The sequence below is a fragment of the Bacillus sp. FSL L8-0528 genome (assembly GCF_038593085.1).
Lineage (GTDB): Bacteria > Bacillota > Bacilli > Bacillales > Bacillaceae > Bacillus > Bacillus paralicheniformis.
In genome coordinates this window covers 2,519,705-2,540,656 of sequence record NZ_CP151961.1, presented here as the reverse complement: position 1 = coordinate 2,540,656, position 20,952 = coordinate 2,519,705, and the positions used below count along the sequence as shown (strand labels likewise).

The window sequence follows — 20,952 nt, the reverse complement described above, 5'->3', positions numbered from 1 at the left end:
TTTTATTAAAGCGGCCACCAATGAAAGCCGTCTTTTGCGAGCAGGTCATCAGCAGCTTTCGGCCCCATAGAGCCCGCCTCATAGTTAGGGGAAAGGGTTTTGTTTTCCTCCCAGTTTTGAGATATCGCATCAACAAAACTCCAGGAAAGCGCAACTTCATCCCAGTGAGCAAAGTTTGTCGCGTCTCCGTGCAAACAGTCCAAAATCAGCTTTTCATAAGCTTCAGGCGTGTTGATGCCGTCCCCGCAGTTATGGCAGTAGTCGAGCTTGATCGGCTGGGCAAAAGTGCCGCCTCCAAGCTTCCTTGCGTTTAAATGAAGGGTGATGCCTTCATCCGGCTGAATATGGATCACCAGCAGGTTAGGATGCATCGTGTTGCCGTTTCCGTAATAAAGGTTCATCGGAATGTCTTTAAATTGGACGACAATCTGCGTTGATTTTTTCTGCATCCGTTTGCCTGTCCGGATGTAGAACGGCACACCGGCCCATCTGAAGTTGTCGATCAGCAGTTTGCCGGCAACGAACGTTTCCGTATTCGACTCTTTTGCTACGTTTTGCTCATCGCGATAAGCCGGAACATGTTTTTCGTCGACGACTCCTGCGTCATACTGGCCGCGCACAAAAAATTGGTCGACATCGTCTTTTTGAATCGGACGAAGGGCTCTGAGAACCTTCACTTTTTCGCTGCGGATCTCTTCCGTGTTCAGCTTGATCGGCGGTTCCATCGCAAGCAGCGCCACCATTTGAAGAATGTGGTTTTGCACCATGTCTCTAAGCGCACCCGATTTTTCATAATATCTCGCTCTGTCTTCCACACCCAAATCTTCACTTGACGTAATTTGAATGTTCGAGATGTATCTGTTTGTCCAAAGCGGCTCAAAAATCGCGTTGGCAAAGCGGATGACTTCGATGTTCTGCACCATTTGCTTTCCTAGATAATGGTCAATCCGATAAATTTGATCTTCTGTAAAAGCTTCACGGATTTCCTGGTTCAAGGCTTTTGCGCTCGGCAGATCATGCCCGAAAGGCTTTTCGATAACGAGCCTTGACCAGCCTGTTGTTGAAGTGACACCCTCTGATTTTAGGAACTTTGCAATCGTTCCGAAAAATTCAGGAGCCATCGCTAAGTAAAACATCCGGTTATTCGGAATATCATATGTACTTTCCAGCTTCTCTATAAGTTCGTTTAATTCCCGGTATGAGCCGGAATTTGTAACATCAAAAGGATGATAGTAGAAGTGAGATGTAAACTCGTCCACATCCTTTTCGTTTAACGGAAACTTCGAAACCGATTGCTGTACGGTACTGCGAAAGTCTTCATTTGTCCAAGGGCGTCTGCCGACTCCGACAACCGCGAATTCATTCCGGATTTGTCCGTTTTCGTAGAGCCTGTGGATAGAAGGATATAGTTTTCGTTTTGCCAAATCCCCTGTTGCGCCAAATATTACGATAACTGCTTTTGGTTCCATTTGATCTTTTTTCAATTAAACGTACCTCACTTTATTCGAAGCATAAGTTTATTTTCTTCATTTTAAAGCTAATAATCCCTTAAAGCAAACATTTGAGATCGAATCGTATGAAAACTTTACTGAAAACGGTCAGGGTATTTAGTTGCATAGCCCGACGCGAGGCCGGCGTTTCTTTTTTCCAAGACTTCCTGTATGCTTGTGATAGATGAAGTTTTTAGCAGGAGGAAAGGATATTGGAGTTATTATTTTTAGGAACGGGAGCGGGCATCCCCGCAAAAACGAGGAATGTCACATCCGTTGCATTGAAGCTTTTAGAAGAAAGGCGGTCTGTTTGGCTGTTTGACTGCGGGGAAGCCACACAGCATCAAATTCTACATACATCGATCAAACCTAGAAAAATTGAAAAGATTTTTATTACCCATCTTCACGGCGATCATGTATACGGGCTTCCGGGTCTTGTCAGCAGCCGATCTTTCCAGGGAGGGGAAGGCCCGCTGACCGTATACGGACCGCAAGGAATCAAAACGTTTCTTGAAACGGCGCTTGACGTATCGGGGACGCATGTCACATATCCGCTTGTGATTAAGGAGATTGGAGAAGGGACAGTCTTTGAGGATGACCAGTTTATCGTGACGGCCAGAAGCGTATCTCACGGCATTCCCGCTTTTGGGTACCGCGTGCAGGAAAAAGATGTTCCGGGCGCCCTTGACGCTGAAGCACTGAAAGAGATCGGAGTCTCGCCGGGCCCTGTTTATCAAAAACTGAAAAACGGGGAGACGGTCACATTGGAAGACGGCCGGACGATTCATGGGGCAGACTTTATCGGACCGCCAAAAAAAGGGCGGATTGTCGCCTTTTCCGGGGATACGAGGCCATGCGAGAATGTGAAGAGGCTTGCCGAAAAAGCCGATGTTCTCATCCATGAAGCAACATTTGCGAAAGGCGACAGGGAGCTCGCCGGAGACTATTATCACAGCACTTCAGAACAAGCTGCTGAAACAGCGCGGGAAGCCTGTGCAAAAAAACTGATTTTAACCCATATCAGTGCAAGATACCAGGGGGAAAACGTGCTTGAACTGGTCGATGAAGCAAAAGCGATCTTTCCTGATACCGTGGCAGCTTTTGACTTTTATGAGCATGAGATTAAAAGAACTTAATTGGCATTCGAAGCTTCTTTGTTCCAGCAATGCGGGACGGGAAGCTTTTTTTGTTGACACGGTTCTAAAATGGTGTATAATAAAGCGTAATCATTACGTTTTGATAAGGAGGACAACATGAGAGTCAAAATTACATTGGCGTGTACTGAAACAGGGGACCGCAATTATATTACGACAAAAAACAAACGTACAAATCCGGATCGCCTGGAATTGAAAAAATATTCTCCGCGTCTGAAAAGGCACACGATTCACCGTGAAACAAAATAACCAAAAACCAGCAGAATGTCTGCTGGTTTTTTTGTTTAATTGGCGGCTTGATAGGCGTATGTTTGCTGCTGTGCGGCATACCACACATCATAGATCGCAAGCTGGACGATGTGGGGCTCATCATGATGGATCAAATGCGAGCTGTTTTTCGCTTGAATCCAGCCGCTTTGATGCGAAAGAGACAGCAGTCTGCTGTGAAGCTTCAGCCACTCGTGATGAGCCTGTTTCGCCGTCTCCGTCCTTTTTCCCGCCGAGAGGACGAGCAAAGGAACCGAACCGAGGTGTTTCTTTTCCTGCTTCAGAATGTCCAGGCTTTGTTGAAAGTCCTCATGAGACCCTTCGATCGAAAACTGTTTGCTGTAGTCTTCTTTTAATGTTTCCGGAAGAAGAGGCAGCACTTTTTCCTCCTGATCTTCACAAGCGGGATCAAGCAGCACCATGCCGATGACTTCATCGCTGTACCGGCTTGCAAACAACCTTGCAATGACGGCGCCGAACGAATGGGCGACAAACAGGTAGGGCGGTTTGACGCCTGCTGCTGCAAGCAGCGCTTTCAGTTCCTTTACCATCTGATCCGCTGTTCTTTTGCTGCTGCTCGGCCCGCTGTTGCCAAGGCCTGCACGGTCGTATGCAAACAAGCCGAGATCTTCGTCTATATCGGATAAAATGGGCTGCCAAGTCGTTGAAGAAAAACCGTAGCCCGCTTCAAAAATAATCGTTGCGTTCTTTTTTCCTTTTCTCTGCTTTGTGTAAAACATGCATCCTTTAACTGTATATATTCTTTCCGTTATGGTCATAGAGGTCATCCTCTCTCTGTATATGGTGTTTCTATTAGGAAAGACGCACGAACAAGGATGTTCGTTTCTCACGAGTTTGAAAAAAAGAAATATCCCGCCTTGAGGCGGGATATCAGCAACTTACCAGGCTCTGTCGTACTGAACAGGCCCTTCAATTTTTGTGTTCAGCTGTTTGGCAGCAGTTTTCGGCCAGTATGGATCTCTCAGCAGCTCTCGCGCAACGAAAATGAGATCTGCGCGTCCATTTTGGAGGATTTCCTCAGCTTGAAGGCCGCTTGTGATCAACCCGACTGCACCTGTCTGGATTTCGGCTTGGGCGCGAATTGTATCGGCGAAGCCGACTTGGTAGCCCGGGAAGACGTTGATGTCGGCAGGCACGACGGCACCGGAGCTGACATCGATCAAATCAACGCCCTGTTCTTTCATCCATTTGGCGAAACCGACATAATCGGCGACATCAAGGCCTTTTGTTTTGTAGTCTGAAGCCGAAACGCGTACGAACAATGGTCCGTCCCAGACTTCTTTTACAGCGTCGATGACTTCGCGAAGCAGCCTGTAGCGGTTTTCCGGTGATCCTCCATATTCATCCTCGCGTTTGTTGGAAAGCGGTGATAAAAATTCGTTGATCAAATATCCGTGGGCTCCATGAATCTCAATGATGTCAAAGCCGGCGGCTTTCGCACGTTCAGCTCCTTTTTTGAAAGCCTGAACGGTTTCTTTTATGTCTTCTTTTGTCATTTCAACAGGTATTCGCGAATTTTCGTCGAAAGGAAGAGCTGAAGGACCGTAGATTGTACCTTCGACCTCGGCTTTTCTTCCGGCGTGCGCCAGCTGAATCGCCGTTTTGCTGCCGTACGGCTTGATTTGTGACGTTAATGCGGCAAGTCCGTCAATATGCGCGTCATCCCATATACCGAGATCCTGATCGGAAATTCTTCCCTCTGGGGTGACGGCGGTAGCTTCTACCATGATCAGTCCGACTTGTCCGACGGCGCGGGAGATGTAGTGGGTCATGTGGAACGGCTGCACTTTTCCATCCTTTTCATGGGAGGAATACATGCACATCGGCGACATGACAATCCGGTTTTTTAGTGTAACTCCTTTTAAACTCCATGGTGTAAACAGTTTTCGATTACTCAAATTTTTTCGCCTCCCGTAAGTTTTCGCCTCGATTATACCAATTCTGTCCATTCTCGTCATATAAACTGCTCAAGTCATTTCCATATATAAGAATGTTCAGTACAATAAAGTTGTTCACATTCTAATTTTTACTAAATACGATATTTGCATACATCTGCGGAAAACAGTGAAAGAGGGGGTTTGCTTTATGAAGTGGCAGACAGTGGAAGAACTGAAACAGCTGCTCATTTCTCTAGTTCAATACGAAAGCATCTCAGGCACAGCCGGAGAAGTGGCGCTTGCGAAGTATATGCATGATATATTAAAGGAACGTTCGTACTTTCAAAAGAATCCTGAATACTTAAAGCTTCACCCGATGGAAGACGGGCGTTATTTTCTAACCGCCCTCGTCAAAAAGGAAGAGAAATCAAATACGGTGCTCCTCTTGAGCCATTTTGACGTGGTCGATACGGCAGACTACGGAGAATTCAAACATATGGCATGCAAAGTCCCGGAACTCATGGATGTATTAAATGATAAAAAAGAACTTTTGCCCGAACGGGTCAGAAGAGACTTGGAAAGCGGCGAATGGCTGTTTGGAAGGGGAAGCATGGACATGAAAGCGGGTCTTGCTGTTCAATTTTCGATGCTGGAACGGGCGATGAACGGAGAATTTGACGGAAACCTTCTATTAATTACGGTTCCCGACGAAGAAGTCAATTCACAGGGGATGCTTGAAGCAGTACCCGCACTGAAAGCTTTGGAAGAGGAATTTGGCCTTCATTATACATCGTGCTTAAATTGTGAGCCGATGTTTGAAAAACATCCGGGAGATCCGAAGCTGTACGTCTATTCAGGCAGCATCGGCAAAGCGCTTGCCGGATTTTTCTGCAAAGGGGTTGAGACGCATGTCGGCGAGCCGTTTGCAGGGGTGAATGCGAATCTAATGGTGTCTGAGATCAACAGGCTGCTCGAATTAAACGTCGACTATTGCGAAGAAGCGGACGGAGAGGTGACGCCTCCCCCGGCCAATCTGATGCAAAAAGATTTGAAGGAGGCGTACTCGGTTCAGACTCCTCACGCAGCGGTGTCGCTCTTTAATTTACTGATGATGCAGCGTTCCGCCGCCGAGCTCCATCGCATGCTGCTCGACACAGCCAGGGAAGCGGCCGCCAATATTCAAACAAATATCGAACGTAAAACGGCCGAATATCAGCGGTTTGAAGCCTTCATGCCAATTAACCCGGCCGTTTCCGTGCTGACGTTTGAGAAGCTGTGGAACAAAGCACAGGAAAAAGCCGGGAAGCCCGAGGCGGAACGCATCCTCAACTTTGCATTTGCGAACAGGGGGGAGCTTGGAGACCGCGACTTTTCAACGAAAATCGTCTCTGAATTGGCTTCACTCTGCAAAGAAGATGCTCCGATGATCGTTCTGTTTTACAGTCCGCCGTTTTATCCGGCTGTTTCTTCAAAGGACGATCCTCTGATCCGAAAGGTGATGAGAGAAGTGAAGCAGTATGCGGCCGACAGGCACGGAATTGAATTTACAGAAGTCCAATATTTCCCCGGCCTGTCCGATTTAAGCTACCTGCAGCTGCAAAAACAGTCAGTCGATGCGTTCACATCCAATATGCCGCTTTTTCATCACGGCTATTCACTTCCAAAAGGACGCGAAAACGCACTGTTTGTGCCGGTCATCAATATCGGGCCGGCCGGCAAAGATCCTCACAAATGGACGGAACGTCTCCATGTGCCGTTTTCATTTGGAAAGCTGCCAGATATCCTCCGGCTCGCGATACACAAGCTTCTCTAAGATACGGGACCGCTTGAAGAAAAATCGGGAACGAGCGAAAACGCTGTTCCCGACTTTTTTAAATTTTGGCGGCAAACATATCCCTGAGTTCCGCAGAACGATTCGCCGCTTCTTTGACGCAGGATATGACGGTCTGTTCAAATTGATGGTCGTCAAGCATCCTAAGGCCTGCTTCCGTTGTCCCTCCGGCGCTTGTGATCTCTTTCCTCATGACAGAAGGATCTCTGCCGGTTTCAAGCATTTGAGCCGCACCTGACATCATATCGATAATCAGCTGTTTCGCCGTTTCTTCAGGAAGCCCCAATTCCGCAGCCGACGCCTGCAGGGCTTCGACAAACCGATAAACAAAAGCGGGGCCGCTTCCGGCTAAGGCTGTCACCGCATCAAGGGCAGATTCCTCAACGATTGCAACGCTTCCGACTGTCGCAAAGAGGTCAGCCGCTTCCTGCATCTGCTCTTTCGTCACGAGCGGGCTTGCCGCAAAGGCTGTGGCTGATTTTTGAATGGCGGCCGATGTATTCGGCATGGCCCTTACAACTGGCAGCTCAAGCCCGGCATAGTGCTGGATCGTGTGAATCGGAATGCCTGCAAGGACGGAAATCAGCAGCTGATCTTTTCGCAAATAGGGGCGGAGTGCGGCTATTCCGTCCGCCGCGTCCTTCGGCTTCACCGCCAAAACGAGTGTATCCGAACGGGCGGCGACTTTTGCTGTATCGGCTTCTCCGCATACCCCGTATGTCTCGCTTAATTCACGAAGCCTGGCCGTATTCGACTGATTCGTGACGAATATTGCTTCCGGCTCCATCGCACCGCTTTTGACAAGCCCCTTAATCATCGCTTCAGCCATCGAACCGGCTCCGATAAATCCCATTCGTTTCATTATGAATTCCTCCTTCTAAAAAACAAAAAAACCTTTCCGTCTTCACAAAGGACGAAAAGGTTTCGCGGTACCACCTTCATTAGCATATACATGCTCAGCTCTTGCCCCGTAACGCGGGATACGTTTAGGTTTGCCTAAGCGCTCAGAGGGCAGGTTCAACAGGCAAGCGGGCTGTGAAATCTTTCAGCCGTGGATTTCACTCTCTTTCGCCATTGCTCGTTTACTATTCCTCTTCATTGCGTCTTCGTTCATTTACCTGCATATATTTGTTGTTCATTATGCTATGAGGAATGATGAAATGTCAACAGGCATTTGAAGCAAAAATGACATGCGCGGGAGAAAAAGGTAAAATATGATCAACATCAATTCGCAGGATGAGGAGAATCAAACGATGAAAGACGCAAGAATCATTCCTATTTCATTGCCGACTCCGTTTGCAGTCGGAGACGTCAACATTTATTTGGTCAGAGGCGAGGCGCTCACTCTGATCGATGCCGGGCCCAATACAAAGGAGGCGGCCGCCGTTTTGAAGAAAGAGCTGGCCGGCCAGGGACTGTCATTAAACGATATCGACCAGGTCGTTCTGACCCATCATCACGCTGATCACGCCGGACTGCTGGACGAATTCCCCGCAGGGGTCAACATCATCGGCCATCCGTTCAATGAACCGTATATCAGCCAAAATCCCGATTTTATTGAAAAACAAAAGGCCTTTTTTACATACCTGTTTCAGCGATTCGGCGTTCCCGGCGATATGAAGCCGCCGGGGCTTACGGTAAAAGCGTCGTACCGGTTTTCCTGTAATCGGACATTGACAGAGACCGTTTCAGAAGGCGCGCAAATTGACGGGCTTGAAGGGTGGAGGGTTCTTGAGACGCCCGGACACGCCGCTTCACATATTGTCCTTTATCATGAGGAGCTTGGAAGCATGCTCGGAGGAGACTTGCTGTTAAAGCCGTCTTCTTCAAATCCGCTTCTGGAAGTGCCGCAAAAAGGAGAAAAGCGCCCGACTCCGCTGCTGGACTATTTGAAATCGCTCGGCAGGCTGCGAGAGCTTCCGCTCAACATTATTTATCCCGGCCACGGGGAGGAAATCACAAAAGTGAATGAGCTTGTCGCCAAAAGGCTGGAAAAGCAGCGAAACAGAGCCGAAGAGGTGTACCGCATCCTTTCTGAAAAACCGCATTCACCTTATCAGATATGTCAAAAACTGTTCCCTGCAGTCTATGAAAAAGAGCTGTTCTTAACGATGTCAGAAACGATTGGGCAGCTTGACGATTTGGAATCCCAAGGGAGGATCGGAGCAGAAACGGCCGATGGAATCGAGTACTATTACGCAAAGTAGGTGATGAACATGCAGCAAAAGTTGAAAGAGCAAAACGTGATGATTACAGGGGCTTCAGGAGGACTTGGCGAACGGATCGCATACCATGCCGCCAAGGAAGGAGCCGAGATCATTCTGGCTGCGCGCAGAAGAGACCGCCTCATGGATTTGAAGCAAAACATCGCCGATGAAACCGGTGCAAAATGCCGCATCATCGCATTGGACGTCAGCCGGACGGATGACATTAAAGCGGCGTTCCAAGAAGCCGGTCCGGTTGATATTCTTGTGAACAACGCGGGATTCGGTATTTTCGAAAGCGCGCTTGACGCTTCCCTTGAAGATATGAAAGCGATGTTTGAGGTCAACGTATTCGGTCTGATCGCCTGCACGAAAATGGCACTTCCGCATATGATCAGGCAAGACAAAGGCCATATTATCAACATCGCCTCACAAGCGGGCAAATTAGCGACGCCCAAGTCAAGCCTTTATGCAGCAACAAAGCATGCTGTGCTCGGATATTCAAACAGCTTGAGAATGGAGCTTGCCGAGACAGGGGTCAACGTGACAACGGTCAATCCTGGACCGATTCAAACCGATTTTTTCAAGACGGCCGATAAAAGAGGGGATTATGTCAAAAACGTCGAGAGATGGATGCTTGATCCGGATCAGGTTGCTAAGAAAGTCGTCTCGGCAATGATGACGAACAAGCGCGAAATTAATCTTCCAGGCTGGATGAACGGAGTCAGCAAACTCTATCAGCTCTTCCCATCCCTGGTTGAACGAGCAGGCCGGAGCGCTTTCTATAAAAAATGATCGTCTCTCGAAGAAAGGAACGGAATCGTCCGTTTCTAGACTAAAAAGAAAGCTAGAAAGTGTCATTGATCCTGATGAATTTGTTGAAATTGCAAAAGAGATTGGAATTGAGAATCTGACAGAACAGCAGCAGAATTATTATTTATACCCTATAAATAGAAAAAAACAAAGTGGAATCATGGGGCGCATCAATAGGGGCATTGAAGAAGGAATAAGCAGCGGATAAAGTTGTCAGAGATTTTAAAGATATTAAAAATCTTCTTGTCCAAATCGCTTCCCACCAACTAGCCTTGTCATTAACAACATGACTACTTTTATTCAAGGATTAATGAAGCATCACCCAGAAGTTAAAAAGCCATATTGTGGTCGATATGTTTTGGAGATTCATAAGGTCGAAGAGAAGTCCTTTTAAAAGGGCTTTTTTTATGTGTAAATTTTTTTGATAACATTTTGGATAGTGTATAACAGAACTTATATTCGGAATGAGGTAAATAATTTGAAGCCTGCAATTTCGAACTTGAAAATGCCTTTCATGAAAAAATTATAATTGATCTCTGTGTCCATGCGATGGAACAAGAATTTATAAAGCTGAAGCAAGTGGCAACAAGAAAATAGAGGAATATTATCAGCTCAAATTAAAAGAACTGTTTTCCTAAAGAAAATAAACGATTATTTGAGAAAAGAAAATGTCAAAATACAAGAGGTTGTTGTATGTGATGGCATGTTTGTAAAATATCCATATTACATTAGGAGCAAGGAAGGGGGCATAAAAGAAGGGGAGGCGATGTATTGGAAAGCTGCCTTAAAATTGCACATGATAAGGAAACTAAATCATCTTTGAGATGAGAGTAACTCATGTTTTAGGTAGCCAAAAAAGCAGAGATGTGGAAACACCTCTGCCATTCATTTTATGCAGCAGCAGTTTGATAATAAGCGATTATCCCTACCGCTAATAATACAATCATTACTGCCAGAATAGACCACAAGATGGTTTTTGCTTTTTTGGACATTGGTTTCACCTCACAGTCGTCGATTAATCAAGCCTGGTTTTTTTGTAAGTCCTCTTTCCATTTTTGTCGCCAACAGCTTTAAGATGCACATTCCCTAATTGCACCGCAAAATCTTTAAGTGGCCCAATCCGATAAAAGAAGCTTCCTGTGACAGCTGCCTTATTGTCACCTGTTACCCAAGCATTTTTGCCACCTGGGTTTAATTCTGTTCTGACGACAGGATTCCAGTTTCGAACTACATAAGCGCTACTAGAGTTAATTTTTTTCACTTTGCCTTTAGTAACACTATAGTTTACTGAGACCCTATATGTAGTTACAGGTGCTCCAAAAAATTTAACTGAATCTGTGTAAGAAACTGCCTTATTTGCTTGAGGCTTCGCAATAATATCCTCTTCTTCATTTACTTCTGTATTTATAGTTAAAGCATTTGTGTCAAACTTGGTAAGATTGTCAACAAACTTCTGTTGATCTTCTTTAGGCATCGCCTTAAATTGGTTTAATACATTTTGTGCATCAAATACTGCGGAAGAAACATATTCTGGTGAAACTCCACCTTTTATGGCATCTTCTTCACTATAGTTGGCCAGGTAATTGATATAGTCCTCTATAGTGTATTTAAACGCTGTATCATTGGCGTGAACCTCTGCGGCCGATATTTGACTTGGCACTGTCAATCCAATTGTAGCAAAAACAGCAACAAAAAACAGAATCAATTTCCTCATTTTTCCTCTCCCTCTCAAGCTTTTTTCCAAGGATTATGACCTACACCGTATCACCTATACTTTTGATTAATTTGCCCCTATACCCACCCCCTTTACCTAAAGGTTAACAAACAATCCTCCAAAAATAAACAGTTTTTGATGAAAATAGGTAATAAAAGCTCAATATTTTGAAAATATGTCAGTATTAAAGTCTTGATCCAATTTCAGTATATGTGGTGAATGTCTAGCAATCTGACATATATGAAATTACTTCAAATCAAAACCATGATTGACTAATGACAAATAAATGGATATTGTATTAAAATGAATAACTGTAAAATTGAGGTATTGATGTAAGGGGGACAAAAATATGCAGAAAAGCAACAGCTTCTGGCAAAAAAACTTCACCTTTTTATTCGGCTCCAAAATGGTGAAGATAACCGCAGACAGTTTTGCATTTAGCACTATTCTGTGGTTTTTGATTTTAGATGGTAAAGGGGCTATTGGTACAGCTTTTTTGATATCTGTTAGCTTTCTTCCTCAAGCGATTTTGGGGCCGATCATTACACCATTGATGAAAACATCTACATTAAAGTTCTGGATGTTCTTCTCAGACTTGACTAGAGCGTCAATAATGCTAATCATCCCAATATGTTATTTTAATGGTTTTTCTCCTTTGTGGTTTATTATATTGCTAATGCTTATACATTCTGCAACTGGAGCTTCATATGATCCAGCTTCTGTTTCCTTAATTCCGAAAATTGTGAAAGAGGATAATATCCAAAAAGCTAACGCAACAATTCAGTCATCTGGTCAAGTTGTTAGATTAGCCGCAGTAACACTTTGTGGTGTTATGATAGCCATGATTGGAGCAGCATACACAATGTTGATTATCCTTCCGCTTTATATTCTTTCAGCCCTGCTAGTTCTTTTTATTAATTACAAAGCTAAAGAAGATGAGGTTAATGGAAAGGAAAACAAACCACGGGGAGGATATTTCAAAAAATTAAAAAGAGGGTTCGCACTTGTACGCAGGCATCATATTCTGTTTCCGTTAGCTCTTTATTGTGTGTTTTCAAATCTTGCATCAGCTCCTTGGGAAGCACTTTCAGCAGTATATATCTCTGAGGAACTCAATGGAGGGCCAATCGTTCATTCATTTGTAAGAGTGGCCACAGCTGCCGGTGCATTTTTATTAGGATTTGTATTGGCTAAAGTGAAAATTAATCGGTATGGTCTATTGTTTGTTGTTGCTGGCATGGTAGAAGGAACTGCTTTTTTTGTAACTGGAATGAATTCAATTTTGCCGTTAGTATTCATAGCTGCATTTGCATTAGGGGCTACAATTAGTGCAATTAATGTTCCAGAACACACAATCATTCAAATGTCTGTTGATGATGAAGATCAGCCACAAGTCTATGCGATCATAAATATGATTTCTTATGTCATGATTCCATTAGGAGCTTTAATTGGTGGATATGCTGCAACAGTATGTGGGTCAGGGAAGGTCATAGCAATAGGGGGGGGAATCGAAATTATTGCAGGGATCTGCATTCTTGCATTCACTAGGCTTGGTAAAGCACAACGATCCGACTTAATTGCTGAAAAGGATCAAAGTTTAAAGATATGATAATCATACAAAACATTATATAATTATAGATTTTCGATTCTCAATTTTTTGAAAATATGCTACGATGGAAGAAGTTACATATTTCCAAGGTGGTTTAATAGGGGGAGGTTACTATTGATTGGTCAAATTGCTCATCAAGAAATTGCGAATGATTTGAATGAATGGTATAAGTCAATAAAACAGAGAGATAAGAGTAAAGCAACTCAACTACATCAAGAGATTAGTGATAGGTTGCCCAACATGTCAGAAAATCAAACTGTTTTGCTTTATTATAATCTCATTGAATCCAGGTATAAGCTTTTAATGGAAAGGTTCAATGAATCCGGAGAGATTTTAAGCAATATTAAAAAGTTTAAAGACCTTGAAAAAAACACAGATGACATCATTCAGTATTATTTTTATTTCTTTTCCGGAGTATATGAGTTTTATCAAAAGAATTATATAAAAGCAATCAATTATTATAAAAGGGCTGAAATAATGCTACATAAGATACCTGATGAAATGGAAATGGCAGAATTTCATTACCAGGTGGCAGTTGCTTATTATAGAATTGATCAGCATATTTTTTCAATTAATCATGCAGAAAAAGCATTGGAATCATTCAGAGCAAACAGCCTCTATCATGAAAGAGAGATCTATAGCGAAATGGTTCTTGCCGCTAATAAACTCGATATGCTCAACTACGAAGAAGCTGAGGCCAACTATCTAAGCGCAATAAAGAAATCAAAATCAGTAGGCAGTAAGTATTCAGAAAGTTTAGCTTATTTTAATTTGGGATTATGCTACGGGCGTATGGAGTTATATTCAAAAGCAGCTGAGTCTTTCAACAAAGCTTTAGACAACGAAGACCTTAAAAGTGGTGTTGTTGGAATAAAGTCAATGTTTGAATTAACTCATGTTCTATATAAGGACCATAAATCGGACGATGCACAAATTTGGTTCAAAAAAGGATTTTCTAGAGCAAATAAAGAAGGAGAAAAAGAATACGAAGCGAAATTTATATTTATTGATGGTCTCTACAATACAAAAGATACTCTATCTATGGAAAAAGGGTTAGAGTACCTTGAGTCGCAAAACTTATGGACAGATGTTTCTGAACTGTGTCTGGATGCAGCTCATTATTACAAAAACAAAGGCGATACAGCAAAGTCATCCCGCTATTTCGAAAGAGCTCATCACGCAAGAGACCAAATATTAAAGCTATTGGAGGAATTAAAATGAAAAAAGCCATCAGCGTTGTTATTGCATCGACTATCCTTTTAACAGCTGCATTTTTTGTAACAACATCAAGTAATACTCAATTGGGTAAAACCGCTTCAACTAATTTTCAAATAGCAGGTAAAGCTGAATTTGGATGATTTCCCAATTCATTTAACCGGCGACCACCACTATGTGGGAAATGGTCGCCTTTTTCTCTTGAAAAGGTTGTATCAAAGACTAACCATTTGATTATGTTATGGGTGGTCTTTTTTTGTGTTAAATGTTGCTTAAATTATGCCAGAAAGGGGAGGGATCATGTCATCAAAATTAAATTCAACAAAATTTTTATTAGCTCGACAGCTTAGAAACATTATGACCATCGAAGCTATGTTTGTTTTAAGAAAAGAGGCCCAAGTGCTGTTATCGCTTGGATAGCATGCCCAAAATATATTAGCAGCTTTATTAGCGGGAAAGACGAGGCGATGAAAGATGCTGTTAGTCGATATCTCGCTGAGGGAAAAATTTTGGATGAAGCTTATGGTATGCTTGAGGTAATATGTTACAGTAAGAATAGCTCACATAAACGTTTGTATTTGATTCCAAGAACTCAAAGAGGTTTCCTTTTTTTAGAAAGGCCTGTACATGAATTTCCCCTTTGGATACATTAATTCCAACTACAGGATTCACTGTTGTTGACCACTCTCTTTTTTGTCTTAACCGGTAACTCCTATCCCATCTCGACCCATATTTTCGCTTGTAATACGAGATTAATGTCTCAACCAGCTTAAACTTGCTTCAACAAGTAGAATGGTGAACAGTTTTTTGGCGGAATCTGTGGTTCTATAGACTTCCTCGCTCTATTCGGCTACCTTTATCTCAGAAAGATCAATTAAGAATACTATATAAGTAAACTTAATTGATCTACTATACGAATAGCCCTCAAGCTTGGAAAACTTAAAACAAAAAAAGATCTAATAACTCGTATTAAGATCTATAAACCAATTCTCTGACCGTACGGTGTACCAGCACCTGTAGTCTTGCTAACTTAAGTTGTAATACCTTTGATAGCCAAAACATAAGTTTTAGACTCAACTGTTGCCCCAGTCGAAATGAAGCTTAATGATCAGCCTTTATTTTAGCTTAACTAAAATCCATTCCAATAGCTTAATTTGCTTATTGCACAACAATAATATCAGGTTCGCCATCTTCTCCAATAAATGCTTCACCTTCATCAACAGATACATAAAAGCTGATGTGATACACGTTTTGAGAATGAGGCGGCAGGGACAACTTCTCTGGTTTGAGATCTGATCCTCCATCATTACTTGGGTATACGTAGACATCTTCTGTATTTTTTCCATAGTTGTTTATCTTTACAGAACAATCAATGTTTAGCTGGTCATCCATTGTTTCATACTCACAGGTGCTTTTGTTTTTTATATACTCAACAGCTTCTAAACCTTTTGCGTTCGCTTTCAAAATAAACATTGATTGCTCGGTGAGCAAAGGGTAAAGAACAGCAATCGCAATTGAACCTAAGACAAGCTTCAATTTGATGCGAGGAACTTCCTTGTAATGGCTAACAGCCAGAATAAACCCCACAACAACTATTATAAGCGCAAGAATAGCACTGTAATGGAGACCTGTTGACTCTGCATTGTTGCTCCAAGCTGGCAATCCTAAGAACCGAAGAATGATATCACCGGCAGCTTGGTATTGGTAGGTGTTGACTCCAAATATTAAACCAAAAATTATTAACCCAACACCAATAAGCCCTTTAAATCTCTTCATATTCTCCCTCCTTTTTTCTTCCTCTGTTTCTGTATTTTTTATTTTACTTCCCGTTCCATTAAAACTCAAGGTGATTTAACATAATTAGGAATTTGAATAAATGTTTGGGAGTAATCCAATGGAAAGAAAAGGGCGGAAGCGCTTTGCAGATAATAAAAAAGGTTCGAGAAGTGCTGGAGAAAACAAATCGTACTAAAGAAGAGATTAAAATTAAATAGTGCTCTAGTTTCGGTGGGCTTACACGTTCAGGATGAATAATGGCCAATTTTTCACGCCAATCGAAGTAGCAGTCTTTACAAGCCTAATGATGGGGATCGAGGGAGGACGAGTTTTTTAGACGTTCTTCCTGACTGCGAAATACATCGAGTAGAGCTAATGGCTGAAGCAGCACGTGTTTCAGAGGTCTGCTATCCTCATGCTTCTATTTATTAAGGGGATACAGTTGAAATGGAATGAGTTGAGTCATTTGATCATGTAATAGTGAATCCACCTTACGGACCAACGATCGACAATTGGGAGTTTGCAATTCCTTCGAAACGGAATCGTCCGTTTCTTTTTTATTTGCATTTTTTTAGATGATCTCCTGTCAGAGAGGCTCAAAATATCATATAAAGACAGGGAGACTTTGTCCCTCTTCAAACCGCTGCACCGAACCTGTGCTTCCTTCTATAGGCTTTGCTTGATCTGAAGGCACCTGTCCCGTCTGAGGCAATCGATATAAAAATACTGTATGCCGAAAGATTCCGTGCTTCCGGGAACACGTGCCGGCCGCTGATGAAAAATAAGGTAAAGGTCGCTTTCGTTATGCAGTTCTTCTTATATAAAATGGCAACTGGGTGACGAAAAGAAGTAATATTTTACCATTTATTGAGATTCTCTCATCCCGGCCGAAACATGATATCACGTGATACTCGCAACAAAATACACGATAAAAGGAGTTTCTTAACGGTGCAGGAAGAATGGAACCCATTGATGAAAAGTCGTTGCATCATCTGGTTAGTCACGGGGATTTACTTAACGGTCATCTTTCAATTTCCGCTGCAAAGCGTCGCTTCATCCGCAGACAAATACACCAATTTTGCCGAGCTTGCCGAACATGAAACAGAAGGAGAAGATTATCAAATCGAATATACAGACATGGGCACCGAACTGTTGATTCTTTCGCCGCACGGCGGAGGAATCGAAGGAGGTGTCAGTGAACTTGTCCGCGCCTTCAGCGCCGATTATTCCACTTACTTATTCGAAGGAATCAAACCCTCGCAAAACTGGGATCTTCACATCACAAGCAACAATTTTGATGAACCGCAGGCCGTCAAAGCGGTCAAAGAGCACAACTATACGCTGGCTTTTCATGGATATCATGACATCGTTGAACATACGCTTGTGGGGGGAACGGATACCGGAGGGGCGAAAGCAATTGTCAGAGCGCTGCAGAACAAAGGTTTTTCAGCGGAGCTGGTCAGCCCAAGCCACCGGCTTGCAGGGGGAAATCCCGAAAATATCAATAATCAATGCAAAACAGGTCAAAGCATTCAATTGGAAATCAGCACGCCTCAACGAGAGGCTTTTTTTTCGGAGTTCGGCCTGTGGACGCGGGCAAGTTCTAAAAATGAGACGTTCCAAGCGTATGTCTCAGCTGTTAAAGAAGTTTTGGAAACACGGTATAAATAAGATTGTATATTTGGGTCACATTAAAACTAAAGACATTTAAGAGGGTGAGCATGTTGATCTATATATACAACTGTTACGGCGGCACTCATTCATCTGCGCTTGCCGCCGCTTATCATCTGAAAAAGCTCCCATTCAGCAGAAAACCGACGAAAAACGAAATTTTAAGCACCGACTGTTTTAATCAATTAAGTCCGAAGGAAATGGGAAAATTAATTTTTCACGGTCTAGATGAAGAAGGCCACCAGGTGTACACGATCGGCCGAGGATCATCAAAAGCGGTCATTCCAGCCATGCTGGGCGTTTTCGAGCTGTTTGAAAAAAGCGGAAAACTGCAGGAAAAAGTCATTTTTTCAAACACGTCTCCGACTGTGCCCATTGCGATGACATTCGGCGGTTTATTTTCAAGGAGGCTGAAAATCGATCCGATCGGGGTTCCTTTGCTGGTGCTCGGAGCGCAGCAGGCATACCAAGACATCATCAAACTGGTACAGCAAACAAAAGACCGTTCAAAAACGACTTCTTCGGTGATCGAAGTGCTGGATAACAATTTCATAAAAAAATGAACATCTAAACAGCTTCCGGTATGCTGAGTCTTTCGGCTTCCATATCGGAAGCGTTTTTTTGTTTTCTTGATATAGTAATTACTTTTTGAAAAGGACATTTTCTAAAAAATTGAATATAAGATAGAGGATATTGTTGAAATAGGACGAATCTATAACCTTAGAATTACTTTTCATAAATTTACTTCTTTGTAAATTTGAAGGGGAGCGATCGGGGATTTCCCTACCACTTTGCTAGAGAATACTATCTGAAAGAAGAAACGGGGGGTTAAAAAGACGGCTGCAATCGTTATGAGAAGCAGCGATTTTATATTGGGAAATTCAATCTGCGACACTTTAAATGATAGAAGTGTAGTTTTAAAAATGAAAATCAACGTGATAAGAGACGGAAAATTAGAATGATGTTATTTTTCCAGAATAACAAATGGAGCCGTCTGTCTCAATACAAATTAGGAGGCGCCTATGAAAAAAATGTTTTCTATTTTTCAAAATAAAAATTATGCGCTGCTGTTCTTCGCATCCTTTACCTCACAAATGGGAGGGATCATCGGACTCACTGCACTCTTGTTTTACCTTCTAGACCGTTTTTCCAATCAGCCTGCATATGCCACAATGACCGAGCTGATGCTGTCATTGCCTACATTGGCTGTGTTTTTTCTCGTCGGTGTTTTCGCGGATAAGTTTGACCGGCAGAAAATCGCCAAAAACTGCGACTGGATCTGTATGGGACTATCTATTGTATTACTGCTGTCTCTCTATCTTGAATGGATGCCGTTTACATTTGCCGTTCTTTTTTTAAGAAACGCCGTTAAAAGTTTTTTCACTCCTGCCCAAACTTCTCTTATTCAAGGAATATTATCTGAAAACGAATATTCGCTGGCCGTCGGATTGAATCAAATGGTAGCCAGTTTATTTATGCTGTTCGGAAACGGGCTTGGCGTATTTTGTTATTGGACGCTTGGAGTTGAAGGAGCCGTCATGGTTGATGCAGCCAGCTTCGCACTGAGCGGGCTTTTGATTCAAGCCTGCCGGATCTCCGATGCCGTCCGCATGCCAAATGGAAAACATTCCATTAGACAGCTGAATATCGCTGGTATATGGAAAGATTTCACACTTGGTTTTACTTATATTCTCAACCATAAATTGCTGCTTGCCCTCGTGTCCGGATTCGTCCTTTTCGGAGTTGTCAATGGGGGGCTCTCGGTCATGCAGGTGTTTATACTAAAATACAAGCTTGCACCTGGAAACTATGAAGAAATGTCGATTGTACTCGGCATTGTTTTCGGTGCGGGGTTTTTGGCGGGAAGCATCGCCGCATCCTTGCTTTCTCAAAAATTGAAGCTTTATCAACTTTTGATCCTGGCGCTGATTGTTTGCGGTTGTGCCACGATTTCCGGCTCCCTGGTTAAAAGTTTGTGGCTGTATATGGTCTGCTCCTGCTTTATCGCGGTTTCTCTTCCAAGCATCAACGTTGCCATCGGAGGATGGATACCAAGCATCGTCAATCCGAAAATGATGGGAAGGGTACAGGGGTGGATTCATCCGCTTATGATGCTCTCACAGTCGCTGACCCTTCTGTTTATTGCGTGGCTTTACCCGGCATGGATCGCGCTTGAAAGCTTGTATTGGCTAGTCGGGGGAAGCCTGATTGCTGTTGGCGTTTTCTACATGATTATCCTTCCGAAGTTTTTAGCGGTGAACCGGACGGCTGACGTATCTGTCGATTAACGGCTTATTCACCAAAAAATATCTACAACGAAAGGGAATGATAGAAATGAAATTATTTTGCCTGCCTTACGCCGGCGGATCCGAATCCGTATTTTATTCCTGGAAAGGCCATATGCAGCCCGACATTGAGATTTATCCGATTCAGCTGAAGGGAAGGGGCCGGCGTTTCAACGAGCCTTGTTACGAAAGCCTTGAAGAAGCAGTTCAAGACATTTTTGAGCAGGTTCAAGCTGAACGAAAAGGTGACGACTACGCTCTTTTCGGGCACAGCATGGGAAGCCTTTTGGCATATGAACTTTACTATCAAATGAGCGGGGCGGGAGCTGAAAAACCGGTTCACATTTTTTTCTCGGGCTATAAAGCGCCAAACAGGATCAGAAAGACAGAAAAACTGCATACCTTGCCCAATCCTATTTTTAAGAAAAAAATTGTCGAGCTCGGGGGAACGCCTGAGGAGCTCATCAATCATGAAGAGCTATTTGAATTGTTTATCCCCATTCTCAAAAGCGACTTTAAAATGGTAGAAAACTATATCTATCAAGAAAGAAACAGCAAAATAGATTGCGACATTACCGTTCTCAACGGAAAAGAAGACGCCATGAGCAAGGAAGATGTATCCGATTGGAAACATCATACTTCAGGACACTTTACAGCCTATTACTTTGAGGGGAATCATTTCTTTTTGCACCATCACGTTGAAAAGATCACCGAAATCATCAATCATTCACTGACAGCCAGCCGGACGTTTTAACCTGCGATTTCGGCGAGATTCAAGCCCGGGTCTAATCTATTTTTCCTTCTTCGGACGCTTCAAAAATTACTTTTATTATAATCGGAACAGTGTTTTTTAGATCTTTTGATCTATTTGGTGTTTATCTTGTCTCATAAATACATGTTTAAACAATGTAAAATATAAAATATCCAATTCATAAAAAATTAACCATTATTAAACAATATTCCCATGGAAAATAATGATTATTTTTGATAATCTGTTTTCACAAGACGGAGGTTCAATAAAAAAT

The 20,952-nt window shown here is 43.0% G+C and carries 18 protein-coding genes and 1 other annotated feature; of the genes, 12 read left to right on the top strand and 6 right to left on the bottom strand.

Going from position 1 to position 20,952, the window contains the following annotated elements; genetic code table 11:
* Nucleotides 1-5 precede the first annotated feature (5 nt).
* The gene (gene zwf / locus MHI30_RS12700; RefSeq protein WP_075752523.1) at nt 6-1,469 is read right to left on the bottom strand and encodes a glucose-6-phosphate dehydrogenase; all 1,464 of its coding nucleotides are present in this window, start codon (nt 1,467-1,469) and stop codon (nt 6-8) included.
* A gap of 233 nt (nt 1,470-1,702) precedes the next feature.
* Here zwf and rnz point away from each other — a divergent pair, with 233 nt between their 5' ends.
* Nucleotides 1,703-2,626, top strand: coding sequence for a ribonuclease Z (rnz, locus tag MHI30_RS12695; protein WP_009327934.1), 924 nt, complete (start codon nt 1,703-1,705; stop codon nt 2,624-2,626).
* A gap of 117 nt (nt 2,627-2,743) precedes the next feature.
* Nucleotides 2,744-2,893 (top strand): 50S ribosomal protein L33, encoded by a 150-nt coding sequence (gene rpmG / locus MHI30_RS12690; RefSeq protein WP_003183271.1) that lies wholly within the window; start codon nt 2,744-2,746, stop codon nt 2,891-2,893.
* Nucleotides 2,894-2,928: 35 nt separating this feature from the next.
* On the opposite strand, the gene MHI30_RS12685 is transcribed toward rpmG, so the two are convergent.
* Both MHI30_RS12685 and namA read right to left on the bottom strand, forming a co-directional pair.
* Nucleotides 2,929-3,690, bottom strand: a complete 762-nt coding sequence (locus MHI30_RS12685; protein ID WP_075752460.1) for an alpha/beta hydrolase — start codon at nt 3,688-3,690, stop codon at nt 2,929-2,931.
* A 120-nt stretch (nt 3,691-3,810) separates the two neighbouring features.
* A complete protein-coding gene (gene namA / locus MHI30_RS12680) occupies nt 3,811-4,881 on the bottom strand; it encodes an NADPH dehydrogenase NamA (protein WP_116758571.1) in 1,071 nt (356 codons plus the stop codon).
* Between the two features lie 136 nt (nt 4,882-5,017).
* Between namA and MHI30_RS12675 the strand changes: the two genes are divergently transcribed.
* Nucleotides 5,018-6,622, top strand: coding sequence for a M20/M25/M40 family metallo-hydrolase (locus MHI30_RS12675; RefSeq protein ID WP_075752462.1), 1,605 nt, complete (start codon nt 5,018-5,020; stop codon nt 6,620-6,622).
* 58 nt (nt 6,623-6,680) lie between these two features.
* On the opposite strand, the gene proC is transcribed toward MHI30_RS12675, so the two are convergent.
* Complete coding sequence (proC, locus tag MHI30_RS12670) at nt 6,681-7,502, bottom strand: pyrroline-5-carboxylate reductase (protein ID WP_075752464.1); 822 nt, start codon at nt 7,500-7,502, stop codon at nt 6,681-6,683.
* 44 nt (nt 7,503-7,546) lie between these two features.
* Nucleotides 7,547-7,748, bottom strand: a binding site (T-box leader).
* A gap of 145 nt (nt 7,749-7,893) precedes the next feature.
* Between proC and MHI30_RS12665 the strand changes: the two genes are divergently transcribed.
* Together MHI30_RS12665 and MHI30_RS12660 are read left to right on the top strand one after the other, a co-directional pair.
* Nucleotides 7,894-8,847, top strand: a complete 954-nt coding sequence (locus MHI30_RS12665) for an MBL fold metallo-hydrolase (RefSeq protein WP_041817457.1) — start codon at nt 7,894-7,896, stop codon at nt 8,845-8,847.
* 9 nt (nt 8,848-8,856) lie between these two features.
* Entirely contained in the window at nt 8,857-9,639 is a 783-nt protein-coding gene (locus MHI30_RS12660; RefSeq protein ID WP_075752466.1) for an SDR family oxidoreductase, read from the top strand.
* A gap of 1,033 nt (nt 9,640-10,672) precedes the next feature.
* Here MHI30_RS12660 and MHI30_RS12655 read toward each other — a convergent pair.
* Nucleotides 10,673-11,371 (bottom strand): hypothetical protein, encoded by a 699-nt coding sequence (locus MHI30_RS12655; protein ID WP_048350170.1) that lies wholly within the window; start codon nt 11,369-11,371, stop codon nt 10,673-10,675.
* 349 nt (nt 11,372-11,720) lie between these two features.
* Here MHI30_RS12655 and MHI30_RS12650 point away from each other — a divergent pair, with 349 nt between their 5' ends.
* From MHI30_RS12650 to MHI30_RS12640, 3 genes are all read left to right on the top strand, one after another.
* Complete coding sequence (locus tag MHI30_RS12650) at nt 11,721-12,980, top strand: MFS transporter (protein ID WP_075752468.1); 1,260 nt, start codon at nt 11,721-11,723, stop codon at nt 12,978-12,980.
* A gap of 114 nt (nt 12,981-13,094) precedes the next feature.
* Nucleotides 13,095-14,201, top strand: coding sequence for a tetratricopeptide repeat protein (locus MHI30_RS12645; RefSeq protein WP_048350171.1), 1,107 nt, complete (start codon nt 13,095-13,097; stop codon nt 14,199-14,201).
* Nucleotides 14,198-14,338 (top strand): hypothetical protein, encoded by a 141-nt coding sequence (locus MHI30_RS12640; RefSeq protein ID WP_154495338.1) that lies wholly within the window; start codon nt 14,198-14,200, stop codon nt 14,336-14,338. The genes MHI30_RS12645 and MHI30_RS12640 overlap by 4 nt, the downstream gene beginning before the upstream one ends.
* Nucleotides 14,339-15,353: 1,015 nt before the next feature.
* Here the strand turns inward: MHI30_RS12640 and MHI30_RS12635 are convergent.
* Nucleotides 15,354-15,971 carry a hypothetical protein gene (locus tag MHI30_RS12635; protein WP_050821076.1) on the bottom strand — a complete coding sequence of 206 codons (618 nt, stop codon included), beginning with the start codon at nt 15,969-15,971 and terminating at the stop codon, nt 15,354-15,356.
* A 948-nt stretch (nt 15,972-16,919) separates the two neighbouring features.
* Between MHI30_RS12635 and MHI30_RS12630 the strand changes: the two genes are divergently transcribed.
* From MHI30_RS12630 to MHI30_RS12615, 4 genes are all read left to right on the top strand, one after another.
* Nucleotides 16,920-17,642: a poly-gamma-glutamate hydrolase family protein gene (locus MHI30_RS12630; protein WP_080131438.1), complete on the top strand. Its 723-nt coding sequence runs from the start codon at nt 16,920-16,922 to the stop codon at nt 17,640-17,642.
* 53 nt (nt 17,643-17,695) lie between these two features.
* A complete protein-coding gene (locus MHI30_RS12625) occupies nt 17,696-18,205 on the top strand; it encodes a DUF3189 family protein (RefSeq protein WP_041817455.1) in 510 nt (169 codons plus the stop codon).
* 459 nt (nt 18,206-18,664) lie between these two features.
* A complete protein-coding gene (locus MHI30_RS12620; protein ID WP_020452081.1) occupies nt 18,665-19,930 on the top strand; it encodes an MFS transporter in 1,266 nt (421 codons plus the stop codon).
* 46 nt (nt 19,931-19,976) lie between these two features.
* On the top strand, nt 19,977-20,681 hold the full coding sequence (locus MHI30_RS12615) for a thioesterase domain-containing protein (protein WP_075752470.1): 705 nt from the start codon (nt 19,977-19,979) through the stop codon (nt 20,679-20,681).
* Nucleotides 20,682-20,952 lie beyond the last annotated feature (271 nt).

Excerpts from the sequence above, each read along its gene's own strand:
- MHI30_RS12655 (WP_048350170.1), bottom strand. The coding sequence starts at position 11,371 with ATGAGGAAATTGATTCTGTTTTTTGTTGCTGTTTTTGCTACAATTGGA.
- zwf (WP_075752523.1), bottom strand. The coding sequence starts at position 1,469 with ATGGAACCAAAAGCAGTTATCGTAATATTTGGCGCAACAGGGGATTTG.
- MHI30_RS12635 (WP_050821076.1), bottom strand. The coding sequence starts at position 15,971 with ATGAAGAGATTTAAAGGGCTTATTGGTGTTGGGTTAATAATTTTTGGT.
- proC (WP_075752464.1), bottom strand. The coding sequence starts at position 7,502 with ATGAAACGAATGGGATTTATCGGAGCCGGTTCGATGGCTGAAGCGATG.
- MHI30_RS12620 (WP_020452081.1), top strand. The coding sequence starts at position 18,665 with ATGAAAAAAATGTTTTCTATTTTTCAAAATAAAAATTATGCGCTGCTG.
- MHI30_RS12665 (WP_041817457.1), top strand. The coding sequence starts at position 7,894 with ATGAAAGACGCAAGAATCATTCCTATTTCATTGCCGACTCCGTTTGCA.
- MHI30_RS12660 (WP_075752466.1), top strand. The coding sequence starts at position 8,857 with ATGCAGCAAAAGTTGAAAGAGCAAAACGTGATGATTACAGGGGCTTCA.
- MHI30_RS12650 (WP_075752468.1), top strand. The coding sequence starts at position 11,721 with ATGCAGAAAAGCAACAGCTTCTGGCAAAAAAACTTCACCTTTTTATTC.
- rpmG (WP_003183271.1), top strand. The coding sequence starts at position 2,744 with ATGAGAGTCAAAATTACATTGGCGTGTACTGAAACAGGGGACCGCAAT.
- MHI30_RS12685 (WP_075752460.1), bottom strand. The coding sequence starts at position 3,690 with ATGACCATAACGGAAAGAATATATACAGTTAAAGGATGCATGTTTTAC.
- MHI30_RS12640 (WP_154495338.1), top strand. The coding sequence starts at position 14,198 with ATGAAAAAAGCCATCAGCGTTGTTATTGCATCGACTATCCTTTTAACA.
- MHI30_RS12615 (WP_075752470.1), top strand. The coding sequence starts at position 19,977 with ATGAAATTATTTTGCCTGCCTTACGCCGGCGGATCCGAATCCGTATTT.
- MHI30_RS12675 (WP_075752462.1), top strand. The coding sequence starts at position 5,018 with ATGAAGTGGCAGACAGTGGAAGAACTGAAACAGCTGCTCATTTCTCTA.
- namA (WP_116758571.1), bottom strand. The coding sequence starts at position 4,881 with ATGGACAGAATTGGTATAATCGAGGCGAAAACTTACGGGAGGCGAAAA.